Here is a 25,146-nt window from a genome sequence, read left to right on the forward strand (position 1 = left end):
CATGCTTGCGGCGGCCGTCGGGATTGTCAATGCACCTGCGCGGTCAGCGCCACACCCCCGGCCGCGGGGTGAAACTGTCGAGCACCCGGATGTAGCTCTGCCGGGCCAGGGCGCTTGCGTCGCGCAGGTTGGCCTGACACATGCTGCCCTTCAGCTGGGCCACCGATTCGTACTCGCGGTCGGCCATCCAGGCGCGCAGGTCGTGGAGGATCTGGGTGAGCCGGGCCGGCCCGTGCTCCAGCAGGCAGGACGCCAGATGCACCACGTCGGCCCCGGCCAGCAGCAGCTTGAGGGCTTCCTGGTAGCCATACACGCCGCCGGTGGCGGCCAGGGTCATGCGCGTCTGGGCGCGCAGGATGGCGATCCAGCGGATGCGCAGCAGGGCTTCGTCGGGGCTGGAGAGCACCAGCCGATCCACCATCTGCAGGTCATCGAGATTGATGTCCGGCTGGAAGAAGCGGTTGAACAGCGACACGCCCGCCGCGCCCCCGGCCTCGAGCCGGCGCACGAAGTTGGGCAATGACGCGAAGAAAGGCGGCAGCTTCATCACCACCGGCACCGCCACCGTGCGCTTGAGCTCGGTGAGCAAGGCCAGGTAGCGGGCCTCGACGGCGTCGCCGGTCTCGTTGGGGTCGGCAGCGATGTGATAGACGTTGAGCTCCAGCGCGTCGGCGCCGGCGGCTTCCATCTCGCGGCCCAGATCGACCCAGCCCGAGGGCGTGACGCCGTTGAGGCTGGCGATCACCGGAATGCCCAACCGCGCCTTCACCCGGCGCAGGTGTTCGAGGTAGCGGTCGATGGCGCTCTCGTAGCTGCCGTGGTCGGGCAGGAAGCCGGCGGATTCGCCGTCCTGGAGTTCGGCGTGGAGCAGGAAGCGGTCGGCCATCGCGTCTTCGGCGATCAGCTCTTCCTCGTAGAACGAATGCAGCACGATGGCCGCGGCGCCGGCGTCTTCCAGCTGCAGCACGGTATCCAGGTGCTTGCACAGGGGCGATGAGGACGGCACCAGCGGGTTCTTTAGCGGCAGGCCCAGGTAGGTCGTGGACAGGTCGATCATTTCAGCTCTCCTTGGGCGCGGCGGGCGCGTGGCCGGCGGCGAGATCCTGGTAGGTCTTGAAGCGGCGGTCGGCTTCCTTCTGGGCTTCGGCCATCAGGCGTTCGGCGGCCTCCGGGTGGCTGCGGGCGAGCATCGCGAAGCGGGTCTCGCTATCCATGAAGGTCTTGATGGGCTGGCTGGGCGGGGCCGAATCGAGCTTGAACGGGTTGCTGCCGGCGGCCTCGAGACGCGGGTCGTAGCGGAACAGCGGCCAGTGGCCGGACTTCACCGCCATGTCCTGCTGGCGCTGGTTGTAGAGCATGTCCACGCCGTGGGCGATGCACGGGCTGTAGGCGACGATCAGCGAGGGGCCGTCGTGGCTCTCGGCCTCGTGGAAGACCTTGAGGGTGTGCACGTCCTTGGCGCCGTAGGCCACCGTCGCCACATACACGTGGCCGTAGTCCGAGGCGATGCGGGCCAGATCCTTCTTGGCGGTGGCCTTGCCGCCCGCCGAGAACTTGGCCACCGCGCCCACCGGGGTGGCCTTGGAGGTCTGGCCGCCGGTGTTGGAATACACCTCGGTGTCGAGCACCAGGATGTTCACGTCGTAAGAGAGCGCCAGCACGTGGTCGAGCCCGCCGTAGCCGATGTCGTAGGCCCAGCCGTCGCCGCCGATGATCCACACCGAGCGGCGGATCAGCCACTCGGCGAGGGACGCCAGCTCGGTCGCCCGCGGGTGGCTGCCGGCGGCGAGTCTGCTCAGCAGCGCGGCAACCCGCTCGCGCTGGGCGCGGATGCCCGGCTCGCTGCGCTGGTCGGCATTGACGATGGCGCTGGCGAGATCGCTGCCGATGTCAGCCTCCATCTCCTTCACCAGCTGCATCCCGTAGGCCATCAGCTGGTCGGCGGCGAGGCGCATGCCCAGGCCGAACTCGGCGTTGTCCTCGAACAGCGAGTTGGACCACGCCGGGCCGCGGCCGGCGCCATTCACTGTCCACGGCGTGCTGGGCAGGTTGGCGCCGTAGATCGACGAGCAGCCGGTGGCGTTGGCCACCAGCATGCGGTCGCCGAAGAGCTGGGTGGCGAGGCGGATGTAGGGCGTCTCGCCGCAACCGGCGCAGGCGCCGGAAAACTCGAACAGCGGGTCGAGCAGCATCGCGCCGGGGATGGTGCCGTGCTTGAGCAGGCTGCGGTCGAAGTCCGGCAGCTTGAGGAAGAAGTCGAAGTTCTCGCGCTCCGGCTCGCGCAGGGGGCCGATGGGCGCCATGTTCACCGCCAGCCGGCTGATGTTGGACTTGTCGTGGATCGGGCAGGCCTCCACGCAGTCGCCGCAGCCAGTGCAATCCTCCGGCGCCACCTGGTAGCTGATGTGGGTGCCGGCCGGGAAATCCTTGCTCTTGGCGGGCACGTGCTTGAAGGTCGGCGGCGCATCGGCGGCGGCCTCCACCGGAAAGGCCCGGGCGCGGATCGCCGAGTGGGGGCAGACGAACACGCACTTGCCGCACTGGGTGCACAGGTCGGCCTCCCACACCGGGATCTCCAGCCCGATGTTGCGCTTCTCGAACTTGGCGGTGCCGGTCGGGAAGGTGCCGTCGATGGGCATGGCCGACACCGGCAGACGGTTGCCCTCGCCCCGGTAGATGGGCAGGGTGAAATCGCGGACGAAGGCCGGCTGGGCGGCATCCGGCGGCAGCACGATGGGGGCCGCGCCCTCCCCGGCGGCGCCGATGGGCACCGCGTGGAGGTTGGCGAGGGTCACGTCGATGGCGCGGTGGTTGAGGTCCGCCAGGCGCTTGCTCTTGCGGCCGTAGGTCTTGTCCACCGCCTTCTTGATGGCGGCGATGGCTTCATCCCGGGGCAGGATGCCCGAGATGGCGAAGAAGCAGGTCTGCATGATGGTGTTGATGCGCCGCCCCATGCCGGCCTCCTGGGCCACCTTGTAGGCGTCGATCACCCACAGCTTGAGGCCCTTGGCGGCGATGCCGGCGCGCATCGCGGCGGGCAGGCCGGCCCACACCGCATCGGGCGCATCCGGGGTGTTGAGCAGGAAGACCCCGCCCGGTGCCGCGTGGGCGAGCAGGTCGTAGCGCTCGACGAACACCGTCTGGTGACAGGCCACGAAGCCGGCCATGCCTTCTTCCACCAGATAGCTGGAGCGGATCGGCGCGTCGCCGAAGCGTAGGTGCGACACCGTGACGGCGCCGGACTTCTTAGAGTCATACACGAAGTAACCCTGGGCCTGGAGCGCGGTGGATTCGCCGACGATCTTGATGGAGTTCTTGTTGGCCGACACGGTGCCGTCGGCGCCCAGGCCCCAGAACACCGCGTGCTGCAGGCGGCGCGAGGCATCCGAGCGAAAGGCATCATCCCAGGCCAGCGACAGGTGGGTCACATCGTCCACGATGCCCACGGTGAACTGGCGCTTCGGCTTGTCGGCGGCCAGTTCGGCAAACACCGCGGCGACCATGCCCGGGGTGAATTCCTTGCTCGCCAGCCCGTAGCGGCCGCCGATCACCCGCGGCATCGGGCGAGCGCCATCGGCGGCGGCTTCGGCGAAGGCGGTGATGACGTCCTTGTAGAGCGGCTCGCCGTCGGCGCCGGGCTCCTTGCAGCGATCCAGCACCGCGATGGATCGGGCGCTCTCCGGGATCGCCGCCAGCAGCGCGCGGGTGTCCAGCGGACGGAACAGGCGCAGCTTGAGGAGGCCGACCTTCTCGCCGCGGGCGACCAGGTGCTCGACGGTCTCCTCCACCGTCTCGGCGGCGGAGCCCATCACCACGATCACCCGCTCGGCATCCGGCGCGCCCACGTAGTCGAACAGCTTGTAATGCCGGCCGGTGAGTTCGCCGAAGCGATCCATCGCCGCCTGCACGAGGGCCGGGAAGGCGTCGTAGAACGGGTTGGCGCGCTCGCGGGACTGGAAGAACACGTCGGGGTTCTGGGCCGTGCCGCGCAGCACCGGGTGCTCCGGCGACAGGGCGCGGGCGCGGTGGGCGGCCACCAGGCTGTCGTCGATCATCGCCCGAACCGTTTCGGGCTCGACCGCGACGATCTTGGCGACTTCATGGGAGGTGCGAAAGCCGTCGAAGAAGTGGATAACCGGAATCCGCCCGGCCAGGGTGGCGGCCTGGGCGATCAACGCCATGTCCTGGGCTTCCTGCACCGAGTTGCTGGCGAGGAGCGCACAGCCGGTGGCCCGGCAGGCCATCACGTCGGAGTGGTCGCCGAAGATCGACAGGGCGTGGGTGGCCAGCGCCCGGGCCGCCACGTGCAGCACGAAGGGCGTGAGCTCGCCGGCCATCTTGTAGAGGTTGGGGATGAACAGCAGCAGGCCCTGGCTGGCGGTGAAGCTGGTGCCCAGCGCGCCAGAAGTGAGCGCCCCGTGCAGCGCGCCGGCGGCGCCGCCTTCGGACTGCATCTCGATGATCTTGGGTACGACGCCCCACAGGTTGGGCTTGCCCTGGGCCGCCCATTCGTCGGCCCACTCGCCCATGTTCGAGGATGGGGTGATCGGATAGATGGCAATCACCTCGCTGCCGAGGTAGGCCATCCGTGCGGCGGCTTCGTTGCCGTCGAGATTGAGATACGTCGTCATTGCGACCCCCTGTTGGTACGACTGGCAGACGCGGGCCGCCCCCACGGGTGGGGCGCCGCGTCCATTGAAATTTGAAGAGCGTTGATCGCGCATCCCGGGGCGGCCCCGGAATGCGGAAGCCGGCGCCCGCAGCGCAGCATCGGAGCGACGTCCAGCAGCCGCGACCGCACCCCTTGCGGGTGGGTATTACTTCAGCTTTCCCGCCCCCGGCATGGCGGGCAGGTGGAACGGCATTCGGCTTTCATGGCGGCCCGACCTGGATTCGGGCGTGTGCAGCGCAACAATGGGGCCATCATAAGGCCCCGGTGCAAAGCCGGATTTTGACGTGGCGCAAGCTTTTGCGCGGTCAGGGCGGAGATGTGACGCGGCGCACAACCAAATTCACGCCGGACAGTACGCCGGATGATCGGGCCGGATGACGGCGCTCAGCCCTCGCCGCCGTCGCCGCGGCCCTTGAAACCGTGGCGTTCGAGCATCCGGTAGGCGGTGCGCTCCGAGACGCCCATCGCCTCGGCCACCCGGCGCCGGTTGCCCTGGTGGCGGTCCAGCAGCTCGGCCAGATAGTGGCGCTCGATCTCGTCGAGGGTGGGTTCGCCATGGATGGTCACCGGGCCGCTGGCCGCAGGCGCGACGTCGAAGCCCGGATCGCGCAGGGGCGGCAGGTGTTCGGGGCCGACGAGGCCGGTGCGGCTGGCGAGGATCAGCGCCCGCTCGACCACGTTGCGCAGCTCGCGCACATTGCCCGGCCAGTCGTAGCTGAGGAGGCGCGCCAGGGCCTCGTCGGAGAACTCGACCTGACGGCCGTTGCGGGCCCGGGCGCGGGCAAAGTGATCCACCAGCCGGGGGATGTCGTCGCGCCGGTCGCGCAGCGGCGGGACAGTGATCTCGAAGGCCGACAGGCGGTAATAAAGGTCGGCCCGGAAGCGGCCTTCGCGCACCATCTGGGCGAGGTCGCGGTTGGTGGCGACAACCACCCGGGCGTTGGCGCGCAGGTCGGTGGTGGCGCCGACCCGCCGGAAACGCCCGGTCTCGAGGACGCGCAGCAGCTTGGCCTGGATCGACGGGCCGATCTCGCCGATCTCGTCGAGGAACAGGGTGCCCTCGGTGGCGGCTTCGATGAGGCCGGGCTTGCGCCGGTCGGCCCCGGTGAAGGCGCCGCGCTCGTGGCCGAAGAGTTCGGTCTCGAAGAGGGTTTCCTGCAGGGTGCAGCAATCCACCGCCACAAAGTGCCCGTCGCGCCGCTGGCCGGCGTCGTGCACCGCGCGGGCCACCAGCTCCTTGCCGGCGCCGCTTTCGCCGCGCACCAGCACCGTCACGTCGTCGTCGGCCACCGCCTCGATGAGGCTGCGCACCTGGCACATGGGTTCGCTGCCGCCCACCATCGGGTCGTCCACCAGGCCCCGCATGGCGGCCTTGAGGGCGTCACCGGCGCGCAGCCTGGAGCCCTCGAGCGCCCGCTGGATGACCAGCTCGAGCTCGGCCAGGTTGACCGGCTTGACCAGGTAATCCACCGCCCCCAGGCGCATCGCCTCGACGGCCTGATTGATCGAGCCGTAGGCGGTGAGCATGATGACCGGGCGGGTCTGGGCGATGTCGGTGAGGGGCCCGAAATCCCGCGCGTCGGGCAGGTTCATGTCGAGCAGCACCAGATCCGGCGCCACCTCGTCGATGCGCGCCCGGGCCTCGGCCCAGGTCTGGGCGCTGTGCATGTCGAAGCCGCTGCGGGCGAGGGTCTTGAGGAGCAGGCGGTTGAGCACCGCGTCGTCCTCGATCACCAGGATCGAATGGGCGACCGGTGCGTTCATGGGTTTTCTCCGTCGGCACAGGCCAGGAAGACATGGAAGGTGCTGCCCTGCCCCGCCTGGCTCTCGACGCTGATCCGCCCGCCGTGGCGTTCGAGGATGGCCTTGCAGATGGCGAGGCCGAGGCCGGAGCCGCGGCGGCCATCTGCCCGGCGGCTGAAGAAGGGCATGAAGATCAGGGGTTGCTCCTCGACCGGAATGCCGACCCCGCTGTCCCGCACCGTGAGGTGATGGAAGTCATCCTCGCGGCGCAGGCGGATGTCGAGCGTGCCGCCGTCGGGCATGGCGTGAAAGGCGTTCTGAAACAGGTTGAGGGCCACCTGGCGCATCTCCGCCTCGTCGCCGCGCACCCGGGCGTCGGCGGGCTGGAGATCGAGATTCACCTTCACCCGGGCGCTGCGGGCCTCCTCGGCGAGCAGCGCCACCATGTCGTCAATGGCGGCCCCGACGAGCACCGGGCGGGTTGGCCCGGGCGGGTGGCTGAGGGTCATCAGGCGCTGGGTGATGAGCACGCAGCGGTCGATCTCGGCGTCCACCAGCTCGAGGTATTCGGTGACTTCGGCGGCATCCATCGAGCCATCCCGCAGCCCGCGCAGGCTGGACTGCAGCGCCAGGCGGATCGACGCCAGCGGATTGTGGATCTCGTGGGCCACGCCGTTGGCCAGCAGGCCCACCGCCGACAGCCGCTGCTCCTGGGAGAAGCGCACCTGATCGTCGAGGGAGCGGATCGCCTCGACCACCAGCCGGCGCCCGTCCGGCCCCACCAGGGGGGCGGCGTGGATCTCGACGCTCACCGAGCTGCCGTCGGGCCGTTTGAAGCTCATCACGGTGCGCAGGGCGTCCGGCCGGGCGCGCAGCTCGGCCAGCGGACAGGTGACCAGCGTGACCGGACAGGGTTCGTCCAGCTGGCGGCCGATGCGGTGACACCGCTCGCCGCGGATCGCCTCGAGGGGCAGCTGGACGAGCTCGGAATAGGCCCGGTTGGCGAGCACGATGCGGTAGTCGTCGCCGATCACCACCATCGGGTCGGGCGCCGCATCCACCAGCCCCTGCAGGAAGGCGCCCTGCTGGCCGGCCTGGTCGAGCATCTCGCCGAGGCGTCGGGTCATCGCGTCCACTTCGTCGCCCAGGCGGCCCAGTTCGCCGCCAGAGAGGCTGCCGACCCGCGCCGAGAGATCGCCATCGGCGAGCCGCCCGGCCACGCCGGCGAGCGTGCCCACCGGCGTCAGCACCTCCCGCCGCACCACCCACCAGATGGCCAAGGCCAGCAGGCACAGGGCCGCCAGCCCCAGGGGCAGCAGACGCTGCAACTGGGCCGCGCCGCTGCCTTCGGAGGGCGGCACGAACTCGACCACCAGCACGCCATTGACCGGATGGGTGTCGACGGCGCCGTGGCAGCCGCCGCAACGCGGCTGGTTGCGGATCGGGTAGGCAATGCGCAGCAGGCCGGCCTTGCCGGCATCCAGGGTGTCCAGCCGCGGCGGCGACACCATGCAGCCCGCGGTGAGGCACAGATCGCGCACCCATTCCGGGTGGAGACTGCCCTGATCGGCGTCGCGGGAGGCGAAGCGCACCTCGCCAGCCGGATTGAGCAGTGCCGCAAACTGCACGCCGGGCAGGCCGCCCAACTGGACAAGGATCTCGGCCAACCCCGACAGATCACGCCGCAGCATGGCCGACTGCAGGCTGGCTTCAAACAGGCCGGCAAGGCGGCGGGCGGAGCTTTCGTGCTCCACCTGCAGGGCCGTGCCCGAAATCCACAGGGCGCCCCCGACGAGCATGCCCGAGGCGCACAGCAGGGCCAGCATCAGGACCAGCATCAGGCGTCGCGCGAGGGGCGTGGCAAACCACAGTCGCGATAGCAGATTCATTCGTCAGGGGAAGTCCGCGGTAATTTTCAGTCTACCACCAGCCTGTCCGGGCGCCGGGCGCCTGTCCGGCAGACCGGGCACAGGGGCGGCGCCCGATGGCCGGCGGGATGGCGGAAGGTGGCGGAGCAGCGGCTACAGGTGGTGTCATGAAAGAAGGCGACGACCACCCCGCCAGCGGCCCGCCCAGGCCGGAGGGCGCCCTGGTCGCAGGCGTCGACGCACAGATTGCAGCCGGTACAGCGCTCCATGCGCAGGCGCAGCCCGGCCTCCGCGCCCGCTTCCAGCCAGTCGATGGCGCCCTCGGGGCACAGCCGGGCGCACACCGCGCAGCCCGTGCAGCGGGCGACGTCCAGGCTCACCGCCCACAGGCCACCACTTCTGCCGATGGATGCCAGCAGCCGGAGCGCCGCCGGACGGGTATCGGGGCCGGCCGTGCGGGCTGCCGGGCGCAGCAGGCCGAAGAAGCCGCGCCGCCGGGAGGGCGCGGCTTTGCCGGGCATCGCCATCGGCAGCAGCTCGATTGCTGGCGCACCAGCCGCCCGCAGCGCGTCGTTCAAGGCGTCGAGCCGCTCCACAAGTGGCATGACACGGCCCCGCGGGCAGGTGGCGCAGGTGCCGCTCACCACCCCCAGCCGGCGCAGCCCGGCCAGGTACAGGGCAAGCAGCCGCGCTTCGGAGATGGCATGCAGGCAGGGCACGCGGGTGAGCGGCCCGGCCGCCAGCGGGGCGTGCTCGCAGGCCAGGCTGAGGGTGTCGCCCGACAGCGGCAGGGCGGGCGGCGCGGCGAGCGCCAGCGCCCCCGGCGGACAGGCCGGCACGCACAGGCCGCAGCCGTCGCAGCGGGCCGGATCGAAATCGAGCCCGTCCGGCTGCATCGCCCAGGCGCCAGTGGGGCAGGCGTCCACGCAGGCGCGGCAGCGCGCCACGGCCGCGAGCCGGTGAACGCAGCGGGTCTCGTCGACGGTCAGCATCGCCGAGGCAAAAAAGCCGGGCATCCCCAGGGGATGTCCGGCAAGACGCACGAGGACCTTTGCCGCCGCCTCACGTCAGTGGATGGCCCGGAGCTGCCGGTGCAGGTTCTCGATGACATGCAGCGTGAGCGAGGCGAGTGCGGCGTAGAAGCGGGTGGAGGCGCGGGCCGTTACCCGTTCTGCAAAATCCGGGAGCCACTGCAGCAGGTGTTCCTCGATGAAGCGGCGGGCCTCCAGCCCCTCCCCGCGGGACAGCAGGTACGAAAGGAAGGCCAGCTCGTTGGAGACGTGGTCGTCGGCCGTGCGCCGCCAGTCGACCGCCATCAGCCCGTGGGCCCGGTAGCGCTCGCGCACCGCAAAGGCCGGGCCCTGCATCATCAGCTTCTCCTCGTCGCGCCAGACCGACTCGCAGGGCGAGGCGCGCAGGGCGTGGGTGAGATAGATGCCGGCGTAGTCGGCGGCGAGGTCGTCGGCCAGCGACGGGCGGTCGTGCTCGGGCACGCGGCCGATCACCCTGAGGGCGTCGCCCATCGCCACCCGGGGCTGGGCCTCGGGACCGGCCAGGGTGAGCCCGTCGGGAAAGCCGGCGGAGTGCAGCCGGATCAGGGTGTCCACGTCGCGCTCGGCTTCGTGGAGCCAGGCCAGCGCAGCCAGATCCTCGGCGGCGGCGCGCAGGCTCATGCGCGCGCCCATCGGAGTGCGGAATACGGCGTCACCCATCACTCAACCCTCCCCTTGGGATGCGCGATGAACACGATGGAGGGATTGGTCAGCTCGGGGCTGGTCATGTGCTGCACCTGCCGCACCGGCTGCTCGCCCTTGGCCATCGCCTTGGTGGGATAGGTGCCAGCGCGCAGCTGGTCGATGGGGCCCACGTCGAGCACACGCATCATGCAGGCCATCACGCAGTAGGGTTTGCGACCGGCGTCGATCTCGTCCACGCACATGTTGCACTTCTTGACGAGGTTGTCGATCGGGTCGAACTGGGGCGCGCCGTAGGGGCAGGCGGCCTCGCAGCGGCGGCAGCCGATGCACAGGGTGGAGTCGATGTCGACGATGCCGTTGTCGGCGCGCTTCCAGATGGCGCCGGTCGGGCAGGTGGGCAGGCAGGCGGGTTCGGCGCAGTGGTTGCACGACATGTTCACCTTGTAGGCGAACACCTCGGGAAACTGCCCGCCCTCGACGTACATCACGCGGCGGAAGCGCGGCCCGGGGGCGAGGCCGTTCTTGTCCTTGCAGGCGATCTCGCAGGCGCGGCAGCCGATGCAGTCCATGTTGTTGTGGATGAAGCCGAGCTGCTTCGCCGGCTTGACCGGCTCGTAGGTGGCGGCGTCGCGACGGGCCTGGGCGGCGGGCACTTCGGCGCGGGCCTCGGCGCCCAGCTTGCGGATGGTCTTCTTGTCAGCCATGGTGGTTCTCTCCTGGGGCCGGGCGTCAGTAGTCGCGCCGGAACACGCTGGAGCGTGCGGTGGCGAGCTGGTCCCAGCCAGGGCGGTGGGCGAGGTCCGTCTTCTGCACGTTGACGAGGGCGGTGTTGTAGGCGAAGGCACCAGCCGGGCTGGGTTCGTCGAGGGTCAGGAAATCCGGGTTGCCGGCCCGATCCACGCCCTGCTCGTCCAGATCCATCCACGCGCCTTCGAACAGCACCACCACGCCGGGCAGGCAGCGCTCGGTGACGTAGGCCGGCACCACGCACTTGCCGCGGCCGTTCCACACCTCGACGGTGTCGCCGGTCTGGATGCCGAGGCGCCGGGCGTCGGCGGCGTTGATGGTCAGCTCCTGGTCGTAGGTCTCGCGCAGCCACGGGATGTTGTGGAAGATCGAGTGGGTCCGCCAGCGCGGATGGGGGCTGATGAGGTGGAAGGGGTAGTCCTGCGTCTTCGGGCTGTTGAGGGATTCGAAGGGCTCGATCCACTTGGGGATGGCGGGGATCGGGTAGCCGTACTGGGTCTTGGTCCAGTCGTCAATGCCGGCCAGATACGGCGAGAAGATCTCGATCTTGCCGGAGCCGGTCTCGAAGGGCTCGCCCTTCACGATCTGGTCGCGGAAGGCCACCAGCGGACGCTTGAAGGTGAACTTGTACACCCCGTGCCGCTTGAACTCGTCCCAGCTCATCGTCACGCCCTGATGGGGGCGCACCTTGCCGTTCCACCAGGCGGCCAGATAGGCCTCGTCCACCGGGTCGGGGTTGTGGAAGTAGTCGCGGGTGGCGCGGGGGTTGTAGCGCTTGCCGAAGTCCTTCACCGTCGGGTCGAGGGCCTCGAGGCGGTAGGCGAGCTCGGTGAAGATCTGGAAGTCGGAGCGCGATTCGCCCAGGGGCTGGATCACCTTCGGGCGGTGGATGTAGTAATGGCCCTTGTACCAGGGCAGCGCCACGTCATGCCGCTCGAAGTGGGTGGCCACCGGCAGCAGAACGTCGGCCCAGATGCCCGACGGGGTGATGGTCGAATCCAGGCACACCACCAGATCCAGCTTCTCGATGGCCTGGATTTCCTTGTTGATGTTGGTGAGCTGGTTGAACCAGTCCGAGCCCTGCCAGAAAATGCCGCGGATGTTGGGGATCTGGCCGTCGGTCTCGTCTTCCCGCGGCCACAGGCCGACTTCCTCGCGCCGGAGGGTGGGGTAGTTGAGCACGCAGTGGGCCCAGCGATCCGACTTGATCGACGCAAACCACACGTTGGCGAATTCGTCGTAGGGGTAGGCCACCGATTCAGAATGCCAGGCCTTGCCCACGCCTTCGGCGCAGCCGCCGAGCTTGCCGATGTTGCCGGTCATGGCCTGCACCGCGGCGGCCATCCGGTTGTACTGCTCGCCGTAGGCGGCGCGGCCGGGCGCCCACGACGCCTTGAGCGCCGCCGGCTTGGTGGTGGCGTAGAGGCGCGCGAGCTTGCGGATGTCGTCCGCCGAAACGCCGCAGATTGCCTCGGCCCATTCGGCCGTCTTGGGCGTGCCATCGCGGGTGCCCATGATGTAATCCTTGAAGCTCTCGGCGTCCTGGTAGTCGGCGGGCATGGTGCCCTTGTCCATGCCGAGCACGAAGCGGTCGATGAACTTCTGGTCGTGTAGGTTCTCGCTGAAGATCACGTGGGCCATGCCGGCCAGCATCGCCGCGTCGGTGTTGGGGCGGATGGGAATCCACCAGGCGTCGTAGGCGGCGGCCGAATCCGTGTATTGCGGGTCCACCAGCACGAACTTGCAGCCGCGCTGCTTGGCCATCCGCATGTAGTAGAAGGTGTTGCCGCCGTGGAAGGTGTAGGCCGGGTTCCAGCCCCACATGATGATGAGCTTGCTGTGGGCGTAGGCGTCGTCCTCATTGCCGTCCTCGATGGTGCCGAAGGTGATGCGGCTGGAGAAGGTGGTGCCCTGGTAGCTGGGCACGCTCCAGCTGTTGGTGCGGCAGCCGAACATCCCCAGAAAACGCCCGAGCAGGCCTTCGATCTGGTCCGACTTGTGGAGCACGCCGTAAGACGCGCCGGCATAGCTCTGGTCGAGGATCGCGGTGGGGCCGTAGGTCTTCTTCAGCTCGACCATCTTCTGGGCGACGAAATCCAGCGCCTCATCCCACGACACGCGCTTGAACTTGCCCTCGCCGCGCTTGCCGACCCGCATCATCGGGTAGAGCAGGCGCTCCGGCGAATAAAGCCGCGAGCGGTAGCTGCGCCCGCGCAGACAGGCCCGCAGCTGGGGCTCGTCGGTGGTGTCCTTGCCGAAGAATCCGCCCTTCTGGTAGCGGCCGTCGTCGGACGACAGGCGCACGATCACGTCGCCCTTCTTGTGGGCCACCAGCATGTGGCGCGAGCCGCAGTTGTGGGCGCAGGAGGTGACCACCGTGGTGAGCTGGTCGTCGGTGTAATACGGTTCGTAGGCGAAGGCCGAGGCCTCCTTCGGCGCCACCACCAGGCCACCCAGCCCGGCAAGGCCGGCGCCCACGCCCATCACCTTGAGGAAGTCCCGTCGCCCGGGTTCAGCCGGCGCGGCAGGCGTGCCGCCATCGAAGTCGATCTTCATTTTTCTTGTCCTTGTGCCGTCGTGCCGATCTGGAAGCGGGCTTCGGATTGGGTCGGACGACCCTTGGCCCAGTCAGGTGTCTCCTCCGCCATCCCCGGCCAGGCGTGGCGTGGGTAGGGGTAGGTGATGCGATACCAGGCGCGGCCGCCGTGGCAGCCGTAGCACACGTCGCCGTTGCCCTTGCCGGCCGCTTCGATGGCGTCCGGCTTGAGGTAGCTCACCTGATGGCGGGTCGTGCGGATCGCCGCGTGGCAGGTGAGGCAGTCGTTCTGGAACATCTCGCGGGTTTCGCGCCACGGGCCGGGCAGGCCCATCACGGCGGTGTTCATCTGGCCATGGCACTTGAGGCAGGTGGTCTCGGGCACCACGCTCTTGCGCAGGCGGAAGCCCCCGTCGCGCTGGGACGTGACCGAACTCAGCGGATGCTCGTCGCGAGGGTCATGGCCTTCATGGCAGGTGGTACAGCTCAGCGCCATCACCGACTTGGCGAAATCGCTGGTCAGATGGCGCCGGTGGAAGGTGTCCTGGGTGCCGCTGTAGGTGCTGGTGCGCTGGTACCAGGCTTTCGCGTCGGCAGCCCGGACGCCGGCAGGCGAGGTCTCGCGCACGGAAGGCTTGAGCACCTCGGCGTGACAGGCGAGGCAGTCGGCGTCGGTCGCCTTGCTGATCGCGGGCTTGAAGTGCAGGGCGCTGTAGCGGGCGCGCTGGTAATCGGGAGTGGGAGTGGATTTCGGGTCGGCTGCATGCGCATCGGACAGCGCCGCACCAAACACCAGGGACAACAGGAGTGCTGCGTGGACACGTAGTTTTCTTGGAATGACCACCATGACAACCTCTCGGCTCATGCCAGACCGGCCGGACAGGCCAGTAAAAAGGCGGCCCCTTGCGGGGCCGCAAGGAAAGCCTTACTTGCCTTCCATACCCGACATGCCGGACATACCGGACATGCCGCTCATGCCTTGCTGCTTGGCCTTGTGCGCCTTCTTGGCCTTGTTGCCGGACATGCCCGACATGCCGCTCATGCCCTTCTGACCCTGCATGCCGCTCATGCCGGCCATACCCTTCTGGCCCTGCATGCCGGACATGCCAGCCATACCCTTCTGGCCTTCCATGCCGGACATGCCGGCCATACCCTTCTGGCCTTCCATGCCGGACATGCCAGACATACCCTTCTGACCTTCCATGCCCGACATGCCGGCCATGCCCTTCTGACCTTCCATGCCGGACATGCCGCTCATGCCCTTCTGGCCCTGCATGCCACTCATGCCGGACATACCCTTCTGGTCATCCTTGGCGGCCGCGGGCAGTGCCGCACAGAGAGCCAGAGCGATGGCGGAACAGCTGACGAGCTTGCCGAAAGACTTCATAGAGTTTCTCCTTGATTGACAGACTTGCTGGTTGAAGCCGGGCGCCCTTCCCACGGAAGGCCACCCGGAGATTTCGTTGCGGCCAGCGCGAACGCATCGGCCGCCACGAGGATTCATGCGCGGCTAGCGAACGTGCAGGCCTCGCAGGTCGTAGGGCCCGAGCATCCCGGGCCGGAACATCGGGGAATACCAGTTGCCCTGGGCGGCGATCGTCTCCAGGTTGCCCGGCCAGGGCTTGTCGATGCCCTGCAGCCGTTGCACCTTGAGCGACTCATCCACCGGCGTTGCGGCGACGGTTGGCGCCGACGCGGGCCGCCGATCAGGTTGCAGGCCAGCCACAAAGCCCTCGGCCATCCCCTGTGCGGGGATCTGCAGCAGCAGCGCCAGCCCCAGTGCCTTCATCCTTTGGCTCATCGATGATTCCTCCTTGCCACTCACTGAGCAGGTTGCGTGCCTGCCTGGCAGGAGAAGACACACCTTTGTTTTGTTGATGTTTTTCCTGAAGCCGCAGCCCGCCTCGAACGGGCCGCCTGCCAGATTGACAGCCCGGCCAAGCCAATGTGACAGGCACGAAAGCCCGCCACCCGACGCCGGGCCGTGCACGCCGCCGCCGGCGTGCTAGGGTGAAGGCATGGACACCGCCAAGACCCTCCTCCTCGTCTATCAATCCACCACCGGCGCCACCGAGCAGATGATCCGCGCCGTGGCCCGGGGCGCCGCCGACGAGCCGGACGTCACCGTGCGCCTTCTCGCCGCCCGCGACGCCGGCCCCGACGACCTGCTCGCCGCCGACGGCTACGTGTTCGCCTGCCCCGAGAACCTCGCCGCCATCGCCGGGCTGATGAAGGATTTCTTCGACCGCAGCTACTACGGCGCCCTCGACCACATCAACGGCCGGCCCTACGCCACCGTGGTGTGCGCCGGCAACGACGGCAGCAACGCCGTACGTCAGATCGCCCGCATCGCCACCGGCTGGCGCCTGCGGGAGATCGCCCCGCCGCTCATCGTGTGCACCCACGCCCAGACCACCGAGGCCATCCTCGCCCCGAAAACCGTGCCCCAGGCCGAACTGGACAAAGGCACCGAGCTGGGCGCCGCCTTCGCCGCCGGGCTTGCAATGGGCGCGTTCTGACGCGCCATCCGGGGCTCGTCCATCCACAGCAACAATCCGGCATCGATTGTTGCTGTAGCTGAACAAATCGCCGCTCTACCGCCACCGCCAGCCCTCCCCCGCCGAAACCTTCGCCTCCACGTGCCGCCGCGGCTGATTTTTCATTCCATTTATCGCGTGAACAATCAGTTGACTTTGCAAGTATTGAAATCTACATTTGAACCAACTTCAGCAGCTTTCCTTCCAGCCCGGACAGGCCAGCCGCTGCACCAGCCACCTCACCAGGAGACGGATCAATGAGCGTTTTCGTCGAGCCCCTCGACATCGGTGGCAACGGCCCGCGGGTCGGCATCAAGGACACCATCGACGTGGCCGGCGTGCGCACCCGCGCCGGCTGCCGGGCCCTCGAATCCGTCGCCGCCGCCCGCACCAACGCCGACGTGGTCGAGGGCCTGCTGGCCGCCGGCTACCACCTCGCCGGCAAGACCAACCTGCACGAACTCGCCTTCGGCACCACCGGCATCAACCGCTGGACCGGCACCCCGACCAACCCGCAATTTCCGGCCTACGTGCCCGGCGGCTCGTCGAGCGGCTCGGCGGTGGCGGTGGCCGAGGGCAGCGTCGATGTGGCGCTCGGCACCGACACCGGCGGCTCGATCCGCATCCCCGCCGCCTGCTGCGGCGTGTTCGGCCTCAAGCCCAGCTTCGGCCGGGTCAGCCGCCGGGGCGTGATGCCCGCCCACACCAGCCTCGACTGCGTCGGCCCCTTCGCCCGCGACATGGACAGCCTCATCGCCGTGATGCGCGCCATCGACCCGAGCTTCGGCCCGCTGCCCGACATCGCCGGCGTGCGCATCGGCCTGGTGGACGTGAGCGCCACCCCGCCGATCCTCGACGCCGTCGCCGCTGCGGTGGCTGCAAGCAGCCTGCCCGCCGGCAACGTGACGCTGCCCGACTTCGGCGCCGCCTACGCCGCCGGCCTCACCGTCATCAACGCCGAAACCTGGGCCGCCTGTGGCGAGTTGGTGGGCACCGGGCTGGTGGGCGAGGACATGGCCCGCCGCCTGCAGGCCGCGTCCCTCACCACGCCGGACGACGTGGCCGCCGCCAACCTCGTGCGCGAACGCTTCGCCGCCCAGGTGGACGCCGCCCTGCTGGATTTCCCCATCCTCGCCCTGCCGACCATGGCCGACGCCCCGCCGCGCCTCGAGGACGCCGCCGACACCAGCAAGCTCGTCGCGATGACCTCGCTGGTGCGCCCCTTCAACCTTTCCGGCCACCCGGCCATCGCCATTCCGCTGCCCGCCATCGACGGCTACCCCGTGAGCCTGCAGCTGGTGGCAGCCATGCACGACGACGAACGCCTGTGCGCCGTCGCCGCCCATTTCGCCCGTCACATCAATCGACCCTAACCTGGACTGGAGACACCGATGTTGGCTAATTTGCAGGAACCAAGGGCTGGCGCCGACGTAGCGCCGGAGGTCGCCGGAATGGACGCGCTGCTGCGCGACATCCGCCAGCGCCGCAAGGAATTCGAAGCCCAGAAATACATCTCGCCGGACATCATCGAGCGCTTCAAGGCGGTCGGCGTGTATCGCGCGCTGGTGGCCAAGCGCTTCGGCGGCGACGAGAAATCGCCCGCCGAGTTCTGCGAGCTGGTCGAGACCATCGCCCGCGCCGACGGCTCGGCCGGCTGGGTGGCGAGCTTCGGGATCGGCGGCGTCTATCTGGCCGCGCTGCCCGTCGAGACCCTCACCAAGCTCTACGCCAAAGGCCCGGACGTGGTGTTTGCCGGCGGCATCTTCCCGCCGCAGCCGGCCGAGCTGGTCGAAGGCGGCTACCGCGTGAATGGCCGCTGGAGCTGGGGCAGCGGCAGCATGGGCGCCGAGGTGATCGGCGCCGGCATCCTGCCCAAAAATGGCGACAACTCCGGCCTGCCGCGCATGGCGGTGATGCCCCGCGACCAGGTGACGATCGAGCCCAACTGGGACGTGATGGGCCTGCTCGGCACCGGCAGCCACGACATCGTGGTGAAGGACGTGATCGTCCCGCCCGAATGGACTTTCGTCCGCGGCGGCGCCTCGTCCCTCGACACCCCGCTGTACCGCTACCCGACCCTCTCCTTCGCCGCCCAGGTGCTCACCGTCGTCGGCCTCGGCATCGCCCGGGCGGCCATCGACGAAGTGCTGGGCATGGCCGCCGGCCGGGCGTCCGTCACCGGCGCGCCCAACCTGGGCGAGCGCGTCTATGTGCAGCTGGAGATCGCCAAGATCGAAGCCGAGCTGCGCGCCGCCCGCGCGTGGTTCTACCAGGCCATCGACGACGTGTGGCAGGTGCTGCTGAAGGGCGACAAGCCCAGCGATCACCTGGTGAGCATGCTGCGCCTGTCCACCACCCACGCCTCCCGCGTCAGCGCCGACGTGACGCGCCGTGCCCAGATGGTCTCGGGCGGCACCGGCGTGTATGAATCCTGCCCCCTCGCCGCCCAGGTGCGCGACGTGCAGATGATCACCCAGCACGCCTTCATGGGCGACATCACCTACCAGAACGCCGGCGCGATGCTGTTCGGCCTCAAGCCCCTGCCCGGCTACCTCTGAACCCGCCAACCCCACGGAGATAAAAACGATGAGCGACAAGACCCCGCTGCGCGTGCTGTTCTGCATGGGCGTGAACCAGAACTTCATGGACGGCACCGCCGACGAGATGAAGGACGTCTGGGGCGCCTTCGTCTCGATGATGCAGGGCATCGCCCGCCTGCCCGGCGTGCGCGTGCTCGGCAACATGGACGACGACCGGATCATGGTCGGCCCGTCGGTGGCCTTCCCCTGGACGACCTATGTGCTCGCCGACGTGCCCGACTACGACACCGTCACCGCCGCCTGCAACCTGTTCCGCGTCACCCCGGTGGGCGACGGCACCTACAAGCTGTGGAAGTACATGCGCGTCGAGGCCCGCATCGGCCGCGAGCTGGTGATCCCCGACTGAGTCCCGACTGATCGCCGACCGAAAGCCAACCATGCCCGCCTCCGCCCAACCCCGCCGCCAGCTCGAAGCCCGGCTCGCCCGCTTCGAGGCCGAACACGCCGTGCGCGCCTGCATGAACCGCTACATGGTGCTGTGCGACGCGCTCGATGCCGCCAGCCCGCTGGACGAGCTCGCCGGGCTGTTCACCCGCGACGCGGTGTGGGAAGGCATCGGCGAGAAGTACGCGGCGAGCTTCGGGCGCATCGAGGGCCGCAAGGTGATCCGGGCGATGTTCGCGAAGTACATGACCGAGCCCGCCCACTTCGCCATCAACGTCCATTTCCTCACCTCCGAGCTCATCGACGTGACCGGCAGCGACACCGCCACCGGCAGCTGGGTGATGCTCCAGACCTCCACCTTCGCCACCGGCGCCTCGCACCTCAACGCGGCGCGGCTCACCGTCGATTTCCGGCGCGGCAAGGCGGGCGTCTGGCGGATGGCCCACTTCCGCACCGAAAACCTCTTCAGCCGGCCGGTGGACGCCTGGAACAAGGCCGACCCGCTGCCCGTGCCGGACTGAGCCCTGACCCCATTCGAGAACACGCAGACCAAGCCAAAGGAATCAACCATGACGAGCAAGCACGACACCGCCGACCAGGCGCTCACCCTCGCCGACCGGGTCCAGGCCGACCGGGTGCACACCTCTCTCTACACCGACCCGGCCATCTTCGAGACCGAGATGGACAAGATCTTCGCCAGCACCTGGGTGTGGGTTGCCCACACCAGCGAAGTGCCCGAGGCCGGCAGCTACAAGAACACCTACATCGGCCGTCAGCCGGTGATCGTGGTGCGCGACCGCAAGCAGAAGGTGCATGTGCTCCTCAACCGCTGCCGCCACCGCGCCGCCACCGTGTGCGAAGGCAAGAAGGGCAAGACCAACAGCTTCGTGTGCCCCTACCACGGCTGGAGCTACTCGCTGGACGGGGCGCTCCGCGGCGTGCCGCACCCCGAGAGCTACGCCGACCAGCTCGAAAAGGGCGAACTGGGCCTCGTGAGCCTGCGCGTCGAGGAATACGCCGGGATGCTCTTCGCCACCTTCAAGGACGACATAGAGCCGCTGGTGGATTACCTCGGCCCCGCCAAAAAGTGGATGGACCTCTTCATGAAGCAGGGCGGCGGCTTCCCCATCAAGGTGGCTGGCGAGCACCGCTTCCGCTTCCCCGGCAACTGGAAAATCCAGCTCGAGAACACCACCGACGCCTATCACTTCCCGCTGGTGCATAAATCCTTCCTGTCGTCGGTGGATCAGCAGACCGTCGAGATGCTCGACTTCGTCGGCGGCCCCGGCTACGTGGAGGAACTCGGCAACGGCCACAGCGTGATGGTGATGATTCCCCAGCTGATCGACCTGGAAGCCAACCTCGACGCCCCGATCCCCGAACGCTTCGCCGAGCTGGCCCAGGCGCTCCGCGACGAGGGTTACGAGGATCTGGAAGTGCGCCGCATCGTGCGCGCCGTGGGTGGCTCGGGCTTCAACCTCAACATCTTCCCCAACATCGCCTGCTCGATGGCCTTCTTCCGCGTGCTGCAGCCGATCTCGGTGACCGAGACCGAGATCCACCACGCGGTGATCACCATGGACGGCGGCCCGGCCGTCGCCAACCAGGCCCGCCTGCGCATGCACGAGCACTTCCAGGGCCCGATGGGCTTCGGCACGCCGGACGATTCCGAAGCCTGGGAGCGCGTCCAGAAGGGCGCCAGCGCCGGCAAGGACCTGTGGATCATGCTCAACCGCGGCCTCGCCGGCGAGAAGCCGACCGCCGACGGCAAGGTGAGCGACGTGAGCGCCGAGACCGGCATGCGCGCCGCCTACCAGCAGTGGAAAAAACTGATGACCGCCTGACCCGGAGACGACACCCATGAACACCGCACTCATCACCCAAGTGGCCGCCTTCCTGTGGCAGGAAGCCGACATGCTCGACCACGGCGAATACCCCCAGTGGCTCGAATCCTGGACCAACGACGGCCTCTACATCGTGCCGATCAACCCGGATGAAACCGACTTCGAGAACACCCTCAACTACGCCTGCGACAACGCCGCGATGCGCGCCAAGCGCGTGGCCCGGCTGGGCAGCGGCGAATCCATCAGCACCTCGCCGGTGCCGCGCACGATCCGCTCGGTGTCGCGCTTCCGGGTGCTGGCCGACGACGGCGAAGTGGTCACCGTGCGCTGCGCCCAGAACCTGCGCGAGTTCCGCAAGGACGTGCAGAAGCACTACAGCGCCGACGTCACCTTCGAGCTGGTGCGCACCGCGGGCAGCTTCCTGATCCGCCGCAAGATCATCCGCCTCATCAACTCCACCGATACCCTCCAGGGCATCGGCTACATCCTGTAAGGAGCGCCGGCCATGTCGCAGGTCGCACTGGTCACCGGGGCCGCCCAGGGCCTCGGCCACATCATCGCCGGGCAGCTGCTGGCCGCCGGTTTCCGGGTGGCCGTCACCGACCGCACCGATGCCCTTGCTGCCGAGGCCGCCGCCAGCCTCGGCGGTGGCGCCGACGTCCTGCCCCTCAAGCTCGACGTGAAGCACAAGGGCGACTTCGAGGCCGCCCTCGCCGCCACGCTCGACCGCTGGGGCGGCCTGCAGGTGGCGGTGAACAACGCCGCGATGACACCCACCACGCCGGTCATGCAGATCACCCCGGAAGAGTTCGACGAGGTGATCGCGGTGAACCTGCGCGGCACGCTGTTCGGCTGCCAGGTGTTCGGCGCCCACATGGCGAAGGCCGGCTACGGGCGGATCATCAACCTGGCGTCGCTCGCCGGGCAGAACGGCGGCACCGCGTCGGGTGCCCACTACGCCTCGTCGAAGGGCGCGATCCTCACGCTGACCAAGATCTTCGCCCGGGAGCTCGCGGCCACCGGCGTCACGGTGAACGCCGTCGCCCCCGGCCCGATGGAGCTGCCCTCGGTACGCGCCGCGGTGCCGCCGGAGCGCCTGGAAAAGCTCATCAACGAGATGATCCCGGTAAAGCGCCTGGGCAACCCCAGGTTCGTCGCCGACCTGATCGTCACCCTCGCCTCCCCGGACGCCGACTTCACCACCGGCGCCACCTGGGATGTGAACGGCGGCATCTTCATGCGCTGATCGCCCCACCACCCCAACCCCGAAGAACGCAGGCAGAGATCATGTCCGAAGAAACCCTCACCGTCGTCGTGCAACGCCGCCAGGAACAAGGCAATGGCGTGCTGGTGCTCGATCTGGCCAGTGCCGACGGGCGCGCGCTGCCGCCCTTCGAGGCCGGCGCCCACGTGGATGTGCACCTCGCCGACGGGCTGGTGCGCCAGTATTCCCTGGCCGGCAGCCCGGCCGAGCGCGGCACCTACCGCCTCGGCATCCTGCGCGATCCGGCCTCCCGCGGCGGCTCGGTGGCCGCCCACGCAGAGCTGCACGAAGGCACGACGCTGCGCATCGGCCTGCCGCGCAACCACTTCCCGCTCACCATGGACGCCCGCCACACGGTGCTGCTGGGCGGCGGCATCGGTGTTACGCCGATGATCGCGATGGCCTGGGCGCTGTTCGGCGCCGGCAAGGATTTCGAGCTGCACTACTGTGGCCGCAGCCGCAGCGCCACCGCCTTCATCGACGAACTCGCCGCCAGCCCCTTCGCCGACCGGGTGCACCTGCACTTCGACGACGAAGCGCCCGAGCAGCGCCTCGACCTCGCCACCGTGCTGGGCGGGCCGAAGGCCGGCACCCACGTCTACACCTGCGGCCCGTCGGGCTTCATGGAGTGGGTGATCGGCGAGGCCAAGCGGCTCGGCGTGCCCGAGGCGCAGATCCACAAGGAGTATTTCCAGGCCACCACCGACACCGCCGGCGCCGCCTTCGAGGTGGTCGCCAAGAAGAGCGGCAAGACGGTTCAGGTGGCCGACGGCCAGAGCATCGTCGACGCCCTCGCCACGGTGGGCATCAAGGTCACCGTGTCCTGCGAGCAGGGCGTGTGCGGCACCTGCCTGTGCACGGTGCTGGAGGGCGAGCCGGACCACCGGGACGTCTTCCTCACCGACGATGAGAAGGCCGATAACGACCAGATCCTGCTGTGCTGCTCCCGCGCCAAGAGCCCCAAGCTGGTGCTGGACATCTGAGCCCCACCCCAAGACAGAGAACGAGGAGAACACCATGACCGACACCGCCGCCTTCCGCGACGGCATGGCCCTGCTGGCCGGCGCCGTCAATGTCATCACCACCGACGGCCCTAACGGCCGGGCCGGCTTCACCGCCACCGCGGTGTGCAGCGTCACCGACCAGCCGCCGACGCTGCTGGTGTGCATGAACCGCGGCTCCTGGGCCCACCCGGCCTTCGAGGGCAACGGCGTGCTGTGCGTCAATGTGCTGGGCGCCGCCCGGCAGGACGTCTCGGGGCTCTTTGCCGACCGCAACGTGACCATGGACGAGCGCTTCGCCCGGGTCGGCGCCCGCCGCCTCGCCACCGGCAGCCCGGTGATCGACGGCGCGCTGGTGAGCTTCGACTGCCGCATCGTCGACACCCACACCGTCGGCTCCCACAGCGTCTTCTACTGTCAGGTGGAAGACGTGGCGCGAGGCGAGGCTTCGCGCAGCGGGCTGGTGTATTTCAACCGCGGCTACCACGACGTCGGCGACGTCGTGGCGGCCCACGCCTGAGCGCCCCGCGATGCCCAACCTCAACATTTATGTGGTTGAAGGCTTTGCGGCCGCGCAGAAGGCCGCGCTCCTAAAGGGGATGACCGACGCCGTCGTCGAGACCATCGGCGCCCCGCGGGAGAGCGTGCGCATCTTCCTGATCGAGCTGGCGAAGGCCCACGTGTGCTTCGGCGGCACCCTGCTCAGCGAGGCCGAGCTGCCCGGCGGCCCGACGGTACATGCGCTGCTGATCGCCGGCCGCACCGATGCCCAGAAGGCGGCGCTGATCGCCGGGCTCACCCGCGTGATCGAGGAAACCCTGCAGGTGCCGGCTGCGCCGGTGCGCATCATGATCCTCGACGTGCCCAACACCGACTTCGGCCTGGGCGGCCTGACGGCCCTCGCCCGGGGCCGCTGAGAACACCCTAAACGACGTGAAAAAAATGGCTGGTATTCACGTCGCGCTGTGTGTATAAACGTGAACATTCACGTGAATAACAAATTAAAACCAAAAAAGAGATCCGCTTAAGCGGAGATTGCCTGATCCCAATTTGGAGCAATTTTTCTGGAGGATACACCCATGAAACTCAAGCACGTGGCAGGTTCGTTGTTGATCGGAGCACTGTCGCTGGGCGTTGCCCATGCAGACATCAAGATCGGGGTGGTGTCTTCCTCCACCGGCCCGATCGCCATGGTCGGCATCCCGCAGAAGAACACCGTCCCGCTGTTGCCCACCAAGGCCGGCGGCCAGACCATCCGCTACATCTCCCTCGACGACGGCAGCGACCCCACCGCTTCCGTGGTGGCGGTGAAGAAGCTCATCAGCGAAGAGAAGGTGGACGCCATCATCGGCCCCTCCGGCTCGCCCAACGCGATGGGCGTGATCCAGTTCGTCGCCGAAGCCGGCGTGCCGCTGCTGGCGCCGGTGGGCACCGCCGCGGTGGTGCTGCCGATGAACGACCAGAAGAAGTGGGTCTTCAAGACCACCCAGAACGACAGCCTGATCGCCACGGCGCTCCTCGACCACATGGCGAAGACCGGCGTGAAGACCCTCGGCTTCATCGGCACCGCCGACCCCTACGGCGAGAACTGGGGCAAGGTCGTCGCCGACGGCGCCGCCAAGAAAGGCATCAAGATCGTCGCCGACGAGCGCTTCCAGCGTCAGGACACCTCGGTCACCGCCCAGGCCCTCAAGGTGATGGCGGCCCGCCCCGACGCGGTGCTGATCGCCGCCCCCGGCACGCCCGCCGTGCTGCCCCAGCTGGCGCTGGTGGATCGCGGCTACAAGGGCAAGTTCTACCAGACCCACGGCGCCGCGCTGCCTGACTTCCTGAAGCTCGGCGGCAAGAAGGTGGAAGGCACGATCCTCGCCGCCAGCCTGATGCTGGTGCTCGACCAGGTGCCCGACACCCACCCGTCCAAGAAGATCGCCAAGAACTACGTGGCGACCTACGAGAAGGCCTACGGCGCGGCCCCGGCCACCTTTGGCGGCAACATGTTCGACGCCGGCCTGCTGCTGGAGCGCGCAATCCCCACCGCGCTCGCCAAGGGCAAGCCGGGCACGCCGGAGTTCCGCTCGGCGCTGCGTGATGCCCTCGAGCAGACCCACGAGATGCCCGCCACCCAAGGCGTCTACACCATGTCGGCGGCCGACCACAGCGGCTTCGACGAACGGGGCCGCGAGCTGATCACCGTCACCAACGGCACCTGGACCCTCCTGAAGTAAATCCGCACCGATCCGGGGCCGCAGCGCC

General features: G+C 68.6%; 23 protein-coding genes. 12 read left to right on the forward strand and 11 right to left on the reverse strand.

The features are described 5' to 3' along the window. Positions 1-43: 43 nt before the first annotated feature. The 11 genes from Q0672_RS22650 to Q0672_RS22700 form a co-directional block, all read right to left on the reverse strand. Positions 44-1,057, reverse strand: a complete 1,014-nt coding sequence (locus Q0672_RS22650; RefSeq protein ID WP_298626319.1) for a dihydroorotate dehydrogenase-like protein — start codon at positions 1,055-1,057, stop codon at positions 44-46. Position 1,058: 1 nt separating this feature from the next. Next, positions 1,059-4,631, reverse strand: coding sequence for a pyruvate:ferredoxin (flavodoxin) oxidoreductase (gene nifJ / locus Q0672_RS22655; protein ID WP_298626322.1), 3,573 nt, complete (start codon positions 4,629-4,631; stop codon positions 1,059-1,061). Between the two features lie 425 nt (positions 4,632-5,056). Then, the gene (locus Q0672_RS22660; protein ID WP_298626325.1) at positions 5,057-6,436 is read right to left on the reverse strand and encodes a sigma-54 dependent transcriptional regulator; all 1,380 of its coding nucleotides are present in this window, start codon (positions 6,434-6,436) and stop codon (positions 5,057-5,059) included. Next, complete coding sequence (locus Q0672_RS22665) at positions 6,433-8,304, reverse strand: ATP-binding protein (RefSeq protein WP_298626328.1); 1,872 nt, start codon at positions 8,302-8,304, stop codon at positions 6,433-6,435. The genes Q0672_RS22660 and Q0672_RS22665 overlap by 4 nt, the downstream gene beginning before the upstream one ends. Positions 8,305-8,330: 26 nt before the next feature. Then, complete coding sequence (locus Q0672_RS22670; protein WP_298626331.1) at positions 8,331-9,299, reverse strand: 4Fe-4S binding protein; 969 nt, start codon at positions 9,297-9,299, stop codon at positions 8,331-8,333. A 51-nt stretch (positions 9,300-9,350) separates the two neighbouring features. Then, on the reverse strand, positions 9,351-9,995 hold the full coding sequence (locus Q0672_RS22675) for a molecular chaperone TorD family protein (RefSeq protein ID WP_298626334.1): 645 nt from the start codon (positions 9,993-9,995) through the stop codon (positions 9,351-9,353). Beyond that, positions 9,995-10,684: a 4Fe-4S dicluster domain-containing protein gene (locus tag Q0672_RS22680; protein WP_153161355.1), complete on the reverse strand. Its 690-nt coding sequence runs from the start codon at positions 10,682-10,684 to the stop codon at positions 9,995-9,997. Before Q0672_RS22680 ends, Q0672_RS22675 begins: the two co-directional genes overlap by 1 nt. Positions 10,685-10,709: 25 nt before the next feature. Next, positions 10,710-13,283, reverse strand: coding sequence for a molybdopterin-dependent oxidoreductase (locus tag Q0672_RS22685; protein ID WP_298626339.1), 2,574 nt, complete (start codon positions 13,281-13,283; stop codon positions 10,710-10,712). Beyond that, a complete protein-coding gene (locus Q0672_RS22690; RefSeq protein ID WP_298626342.1) occupies positions 13,280-14,110 on the reverse strand; it encodes a hypothetical protein in 831 nt (276 codons plus the stop codon). Before Q0672_RS22690 ends, Q0672_RS22685 begins: the two co-directional genes overlap by 4 nt. Positions 14,111-14,188: 78 nt before the next feature. Then, on the reverse strand, positions 14,189-14,650 hold the full coding sequence (locus Q0672_RS22695) for a hypothetical protein (protein WP_298626345.1): 462 nt from the start codon (positions 14,648-14,650) through the stop codon (positions 14,189-14,191). A 123-nt stretch (positions 14,651-14,773) separates the two neighbouring features. Then, positions 14,774-15,064 carry a hypothetical protein gene (locus Q0672_RS22700; protein WP_298626347.1) on the reverse strand — a complete coding sequence of 97 codons (291 nt, stop codon included), beginning with the start codon at positions 15,062-15,064 and terminating at the stop codon, positions 14,774-14,776. A 217-nt stretch (positions 15,065-15,281) separates the two neighbouring features. Here Q0672_RS22700 and Q0672_RS22705 point away from each other — a divergent pair, with 217 nt between their 5' ends. The 12 genes from Q0672_RS22705 (at position 15,282) to Q0672_RS22760 (ending at position 25,118) form a co-directional block, all read left to right on the forward strand. Next, positions 15,282-15,782, forward strand: coding sequence for a flavodoxin family protein (locus Q0672_RS22705; protein ID WP_298626350.1), 501 nt, complete (start codon positions 15,282-15,284; stop codon positions 15,780-15,782). Positions 15,783-16,057: 275 nt separating this feature from the next. Further along, entirely contained in the window at positions 16,058-17,173 is a 1,116-nt protein-coding gene (locus Q0672_RS22710; RefSeq protein WP_298626354.1) for an amidase, read from the forward strand. A 78-nt stretch (positions 17,174-17,251) separates the two neighbouring features. Beyond that, on the forward strand, positions 17,252-18,358 hold the full coding sequence (locus Q0672_RS22715) for an acyl-CoA dehydrogenase family protein (RefSeq protein WP_298626357.1): 1,107 nt from the start codon (positions 17,252-17,254) through the stop codon (positions 18,356-18,358). Between the two features lie 28 nt (positions 18,359-18,386). Further along, a complete protein-coding gene (locus Q0672_RS22720) occupies positions 18,387-18,746 on the forward strand; it encodes a hypothetical protein (protein ID WP_284189025.1) in 360 nt (119 codons plus the stop codon). Between the two features lie 31 nt (positions 18,747-18,777). Beyond that, positions 18,778-19,305 carry a nuclear transport factor 2 family protein gene (locus Q0672_RS22725; RefSeq protein ID WP_298626361.1) on the forward strand — a complete coding sequence of 176 codons (528 nt, stop codon included), beginning with the start codon at positions 18,778-18,780 and terminating at the stop codon, positions 19,303-19,305. 48 nt (positions 19,306-19,353) lie between these two features. Continuing rightward, complete coding sequence (locus tag Q0672_RS22730; RefSeq protein ID WP_298626364.1) at positions 19,354-20,628, forward strand: aromatic ring-hydroxylating dioxygenase subunit alpha; 1,275 nt, start codon at positions 19,354-19,356, stop codon at positions 20,626-20,628. A gap of 16 nt (positions 20,629-20,644) precedes the next feature. After that, positions 20,645-21,121, forward strand: coding sequence for an aromatic-ring-hydroxylating dioxygenase subunit beta (locus Q0672_RS22735; RefSeq protein ID WP_298626367.1), 477 nt, complete (start codon positions 20,645-20,647; stop codon positions 21,119-21,121). Positions 21,122-21,133: 12 nt separating this feature from the next. Then, positions 21,134-21,874 (forward strand): SDR family oxidoreductase, encoded by a 741-nt coding sequence (locus tag Q0672_RS22740; RefSeq protein WP_298626370.1) that lies wholly within the window; start codon positions 21,134-21,136, stop codon positions 21,872-21,874. A gap of 41 nt (positions 21,875-21,915) precedes the next feature. Further along, positions 21,916-22,875, forward strand: coding sequence for a PDR/VanB family oxidoreductase (locus tag Q0672_RS22745; protein WP_298626373.1), 960 nt, complete (start codon positions 21,916-21,918; stop codon positions 22,873-22,875). 34 nt (positions 22,876-22,909) lie between these two features. Then, positions 22,910-23,413 carry a flavin reductase gene (locus Q0672_RS22750; RefSeq protein ID WP_298626376.1) on the forward strand — a complete coding sequence of 168 codons (504 nt, stop codon included), beginning with the start codon at positions 22,910-22,912 and terminating at the stop codon, positions 23,411-23,413. Positions 23,414-23,423: 10 nt separating this feature from the next. Then, positions 23,424-23,810 carry a tautomerase family protein gene (locus Q0672_RS22755; RefSeq protein WP_298626379.1) on the forward strand — a complete coding sequence of 129 codons (387 nt, stop codon included), beginning with the start codon at positions 23,424-23,426 and terminating at the stop codon, positions 23,808-23,810. A 162-nt stretch (positions 23,811-23,972) separates the two neighbouring features. Then, on the forward strand, positions 23,973-25,118 hold the full coding sequence (locus Q0672_RS22760) for an ABC transporter substrate-binding protein (protein WP_298626382.1): 1,146 nt from the start codon (positions 23,973-23,975) through the stop codon (positions 25,116-25,118). Positions 25,119-25,146: the final 28 nt, after the last annotated feature.

Origin of the sequence: uncultured Zoogloea sp., assembly GCF_937894855.1 — a bacterium.
In the GTDB taxonomy this organism is placed as follows: domain Bacteria; phylum Pseudomonadota; class Gammaproteobacteria; order Burkholderiales; family Rhodocyclaceae; genus Zoogloea; species Zoogloea oryzae.